We start from the raw sequence: 3,703 nt of genomic DNA, 5'->3' as shown, positions 1-3,703 counted from the left end.
CCGCCTTCCTCCAGGCCCTGGACAGGGCCGTGGTCGTGGCCAAACGGGCGTGAGGCGGGATTCGCCCCTGACGGGCCCGGTCTTTGCCCCGTCGGCCGGCTGGGGCATGCTGGGTTCATGAAACGCGCCCTGTTCAACCTGTTCCTGCTGGCGATCGCCGCGGCGATCATCGGTTTCTTCGCCGCGCCCGGCGTGGCCTTCTTCGCCCTGCGCTCGGCCGCCCAGTCGGGGGACGCGGGCAGCCTCGGCGAGCTGGTGGACTTCGGGGCGGTGCGCCAGTCCCTGCGGCCCCAGCTGGACGACCGGCCCGAGGCCCAGGCCCCGCCGCCGGCCTTCCTCGAGGATCCCATCGGGGCGGTGCGCCGCCAGTTGGAGGACGCCGCGCGCCCGGCCGTGGACGTGAACGCCTGGCTGACCCCCGCCGCCCTGGCTGGTCTGACCGCGGGCGAGGGCCGCTACGCCGCCGAGCGGTCGCGCCCCGGCGGCGCACCGCCGGACATGGCCGGCGCGCCCTGGCCCGCCCCCCGCTACTGGGGCGTCAACCGGGTGCGCATGGCCGTGGCGGACGAGGGCGGCTCCGAGACCGTGTTCACCTTCGAACGCCGGGGCGCCTATCGCTGGGTGCTGGTCCACATCCGCCTGCCCGAAGGGGGAACCCCGGTCGCCGCGCCCGAGGCTAGCCCCGCCGCTTGAGGGTCACATAGATCGCCCCGTCGCCGCCGTGGCGGCGGTGGGCGGGAGCGAAGCCCGAGACCACGCCGCGCAGGCCGGGGCCCTGCAGCCATTCGTGGATCGAGGCGCGGATGACCCCGCCGCCGCGGCGGCCCTGGCCCGTGATCAGCAGCACCGCCCGCAGCCCCCGCGCCTGACTGGAGGTCAGGAAGGCCGTGACCTGGTCCTGGGCCTCGAACCGGCCGAAGCCGTGCAGGTCCAGGGTCGCCTCGATGGGGTCACGCTCCCGCGCGATGCGGCGGTGCCGGCGCGGCTCCAGCGGATCGGGCGCGCCGTGGGCGGTGCGGACGGGGCCCTGGCTGGCGGCGGGCAGGGGCGCCGACGGGGCGGGCTTGGGCGGTTTGACGAAGCGGGGCCGGGCCTTCAGCGCCGACTGGGTCGCGGCCGCTGTTACGGCGATGCGCTCGGCCTTGCGGGGTTTGGCGGGGGACACGGTGCGGGCCACCTTCTCCCAGATGTCGCGATCCTCGGGCGTGAGCTTGCGCCCCATGGCCTCAGGCGCCGTCGTCGGTGTCGGCCTCGTCGGGCGTCTCGGCCGGGCCCGGCTCCCACGCCAGCAGGTCGCCCGGCTGGCAGTCCAGCTCGCGGCACAGGGCGTCCAGGGTCGAGAAGCGGATGGCCCGCGCCTTGCCGGTCTTCAGGATCGACAGATTGGCCAGGGTCACGCCCACGCGATCGGCCAGCTCCGTCAGCGACATGCGCCGATCGAGCAGGATGCGGTCAAGCTGGACGCGGATGGCCATGAAACAGATACGCTTTCGGGGAAAACTAGATGGTCAGTTCGGATTCGCGGCGCAGACGGGCGCCCTCGCGGAACACCTCGGCCAGCACGAACACGACTAGCACGGAAAACACGGGGGTGAGCAGTTCGCCGATGCCCTGCGGCGACAGGACGCCCGGCGCCACGCGCGCCATGGCCATCTGGGCCACGAAGACTCCCCCGGTCACCACCGCCAGGATCACGCCCACCTGGCGCAGCCGGCGGACGTTCTCGGGATGAAAGGGATCGCCCACGGTCAGGGTGCGGAAGATCATCCGCAGATTGCGCAGGATCAGGACGAAGCCGCCGAAATAGGCGACCCACGCCCCCACGCCGAAGAGCAGCAGCGGCCGGGTCAGCGGCAGCTGGCGTTCGTCGCCCAGGGTGACGGTCAGATTGTCGAGGGGAATGAACAGGGAGGCGATCAGAACCAGCAGCAGCAAGCCGGTGACCAGCCACAAAAGGATATAGGCGACGTCCAGCGCGGTCTTCAGCAGGCTGGACACGGAGCCCGGACCCAATGCCTTGAGGCTCGGGGCCTTGAGGCCGGAGGCTCTCAAGGCCGGTGGACGAATCTGGATCGGCATGACGGATCCGTTCCTGTCAGGCCGGGCGAAGGGGCGAAGGCGCCGCGCGGGGCCCGGCGAGCCCGCACGCGGTCTTGCTTTTCGCGTCCTTCATGGTCGTCGTCAAAGCTCTTTCAGCGTGACCACGATCACAGGGACTGGACGATGATGGCCACAACGGCCAGAGGCAGGCCCGCCATCATCAGGCCGCTGACCAGGGTCACGCCGACCTTTTCCATCCACATGGAAACGTTCATCGTATGCATCGTCTATCTCCGTCTTTCCTGAGGCGCCGCCCTCGGTTTTCAGTGAGGATCGGCTATGTTGCGCCGCATCATTACAGGGGCTTAATCTTTCGCACCTGCAAGAACGTTGCGGCCCGTTCTTGGTGATTATCAATACGGATTAGCCGATAAACGGGCAAGCAGATTTATCGTTTTTCGATATTAAACTTTTGCAATGCATTAAACGCAGGTAAGGTCAAACATGAAAGCCAAGCTGGACAAGGGACAGAAGATCGTCGCGGCGACCCACAATCCGGGCAAGGCGGTGGAGATCGCCGCCCTTCTGGAGGGCCGTTTCGAGATCATTACGGCCAAGTCACTGAATTTGCCGGAGCCCGACGAGACGGAATCGACCTTCGTGGGCAATGCGGTGCTCAAGGCGCGGGCGGCGGCGGACGCCTCCGGCCTCGTCGCCATCGCCGATGATTCCGGTCTTTCGGTCGCGGCCCTGGACGGTGCGCCCGGCATTTTCTCGGCCCGGTGGGCCGGCCCGGACAAGGACTTCGCTCACGCCATGAAGAAGGTGGAGGAGCGGCTGGAGGAAATCGGCTCGGACGACCGCAGTGCGTGGTTCACCTCCGCCCTGGCCGTGGCCTGGCCCCATGGCCCCTGTCTGGTGGTCGAAGGGCGGGTGGACGGCCGTCTGACCTTCCCGCCGAAGGGCGACCGGGGCTTCGGCTATGACCCCATCTTTGTCCCGGAGGGCGGCGCGCTGACCTTCGGCGAGATGGAGCCGGCGGCAAAGGACGCCATCAGCCACCGCGCCCTTGCCTTCGAGAAGCTGAAGGCCGCCCTGTTTGACTGAGCCGGACACGGTCGCCCTTTACGTCCACTGGCCGTACTGCGCCCGCATCTGTCCCTATTGCGACTTCAACGTGGTGCGCGACCGGGGGCGGACCGGAGAGCAGACGGCGCTGGCCGACGCCATTGTGGCGGATATGGAGGCCCAGGCCGCCCTGCTGGGCGAGCGTCGGCTGGCCTCCATCTTCTTCGGCGGCGGCACCCCCTCGCTGATGCCGCCGGACCAGGTCGCCCGGGTGATCGAACGCGCGCGCGCCCTGTTTCCGGGCGGCGGCGAGATCGAGATCACTTTGGAGGCCAATCCCACCGATGCTGAGGCCGCGCGCTTCGCCGCCCTGGCCCGGGCAGGGGTGAACCGCCTCTCGCTGGGGGTGCAGTCCCTGGACGACGAGGCCCTCAGGTTCCTTGGGCGCAATCATTCGGCGGCCGAGGCCATGCGGGCGCTGGAACTGGCGCGGGCGGCCTTCGCGCGGCTGTCCATCGATCTGATCTACGCCCGCCCCGGCCAGACTGTGGCCCACTGGACCGATGAGCTGAACCGGGCCGTGAACCTGGGGTTC

At 69.3% G+C, this 3,703-nt stretch carries 6 protein-coding genes; 3 read left to right on the top strand and 3 right to left on the bottom strand.

The genetic code is table 11. The annotated features are described in order from the left end of the window. Positions 1-117 precede the first annotated feature (117 nt). The gene (locus C0461_RS13830; RefSeq protein ID WP_292107822.1) at positions 118-693 is read left to right on the top strand and encodes a DUF2939 domain-containing protein; all 576 of its coding nucleotides are present in this window, start codon (positions 118-120) and stop codon (positions 691-693) included. On the opposite strand, the gene C0461_RS13825 is transcribed toward C0461_RS13830, so the two are convergent. The 3 genes from C0461_RS13825 to C0461_RS13815 are packed head-to-tail and all read right to left on the bottom strand — an operon-like array spanning position 677 to position 1,998. Beyond that, positions 677-1,222: a Smr/MutS family protein gene (locus C0461_RS13825; protein ID WP_292107820.1), complete on the bottom strand. Its 546-nt coding sequence runs from the start codon at positions 1,220-1,222 to the stop codon at positions 677-679. The two genes, C0461_RS13830 and C0461_RS13825, sit on opposite strands and share 17 nt — an antisense overlap. Positions 1,223-1,226: 4 nt before the next feature. After that, positions 1,227-1,475 (bottom strand): helix-turn-helix transcriptional regulator, encoded by a 249-nt coding sequence (locus C0461_RS13820; RefSeq protein WP_196839046.1) that lies wholly within the window; start codon positions 1,473-1,475, stop codon positions 1,227-1,229. 25 nt (positions 1,476-1,500) lie between these two features. Further along, positions 1,501-1,998 (bottom strand): DUF2975 domain-containing protein, encoded by a 498-nt coding sequence (locus tag C0461_RS13815; protein ID WP_363378697.1) that lies wholly within the window; start codon positions 1,996-1,998, stop codon positions 1,501-1,503. Positions 1,999-2,544: 546 nt separating this feature from the next. Between C0461_RS13815 and rdgB the strand changes: the two genes are divergently transcribed. Together rdgB and C0461_RS13805 are read left to right on the top strand one after the other, a co-directional pair. Continuing rightward, positions 2,545-3,147, top strand: coding sequence for an RdgB/HAM1 family non-canonical purine NTP pyrophosphatase (rdgB, locus tag C0461_RS13810; protein WP_292107816.1), 603 nt, complete (start codon positions 2,545-2,547; stop codon positions 3,145-3,147). Then, positions 3,140-3,703 (top strand): radical SAM protein (locus tag C0461_RS13805; protein ID WP_292107814.1); only part of this gene is annotated, 564 nt, incomplete at its 3' end. The genes rdgB and C0461_RS13805, both read left to right, overlap by 8 nt.

Origin of the sequence: Brevundimonas sp. (genome assembly GCF_013823285.1) — a bacterium.
Classification (GTDB): Bacteria; Pseudomonadota; Alphaproteobacteria; order Caulobacterales; family Caulobacteraceae; genus Brevundimonas.
The sequence above is the reverse complement of the archived record's forward strand: the minus strand, read 5'-3'. Positions and strand labels throughout refer to the sequence as shown.

Bases quoted from the DNA above. Each gene is read 5' to 3' on its own strand.
- C0461_RS13830 (WP_292107822.1), top strand. From the start codon at position 118: ATGAAACGCGCCCTGTTCAACCTGTTCCTGCTGGCGATCGCCGCGGCG.
- C0461_RS13825 (WP_292107820.1), bottom strand. From the start codon at position 1,222: ATGGGGCGCAAGCTCACGCCCGAGGATCGCGACATCTGGGAGAAGGTG.
- C0461_RS13820 (WP_196839046.1), bottom strand. From the start codon at position 1,475: ATGGCCATCCGCGTCCAGCTTGACCGCATCCTGCTCGATCGGCGCATG.
- rdgB (WP_292107816.1), top strand. From the start codon at position 2,545: ATGAAAGCCAAGCTGGACAAGGGACAGAAGATCGTCGCGGCGACCCAC.